General features: G+C 68.7%; 1 pseudogene. It reads left to right on the forward strand.

The features are described from left to right. Positions 1-262: 262 nt before the first annotated feature. Positions 263-584: pseudogene (locus ABD323_RS44185) on the forward strand (hypothetical protein); the annotation flags it as partial.

Here is a 584-nt window from a genome sequence, read left to right on the forward strand (position 1 = left end):
CTCCCGGGACCGGCGGGTGATCGGCGGTACGGCGGGCGGGCTGCTGGTGCTGCTGGTGATGTGGAACTTCCTCTACTTCCTGCCGATCTACACCGGCCAGACCATCCCGCTGGAGGACTGGCGGGCCCGGATGTGGTTCACCAGCTGGGTCTGACGCACCGGTCGCCACTGTGTACCAGGTACGTCACAACTGCCCCGGGGATGGCAGGTGCACGGAGTTCCCCCACCTACTGTGGGATGACCACCGGGGGAATTCCGCACCATGAACAAGGGCGCCAAGATAGGCATCGCCACCGTCTGCACGGCACTGGTCGGTGTCGCCGGATTCGGTGCGTACAACGTGTACGACGCGATGACCGGTAACGAAGCCAAGACGCCGAAGGTGCGGACCGTGGTCGCCGAGGCACCCGCCGCCGACCTGGCCGCGGCCGGCGGCAAGGCGTTCCTGGAGGCCTGGGCCAAGGGTGACCTGGAGGCGGCCGGGGCGCTGACCGACAAGCCGGACACGGCGATCGCCGCCCTGAAGGCGTTCAAGGACAAGGTGAACCCGAGCCGCGTCACGCTGACGCCCGGGGGCACGGCGG

Source organism: Kitasatospora nipponensis (assembly GCF_039528135.1).
GTDB lineage: Bacteria > Actinomycetota > Actinomycetes > Streptomycetales > Streptomycetaceae > Kitasatospora > Kitasatospora nipponensis.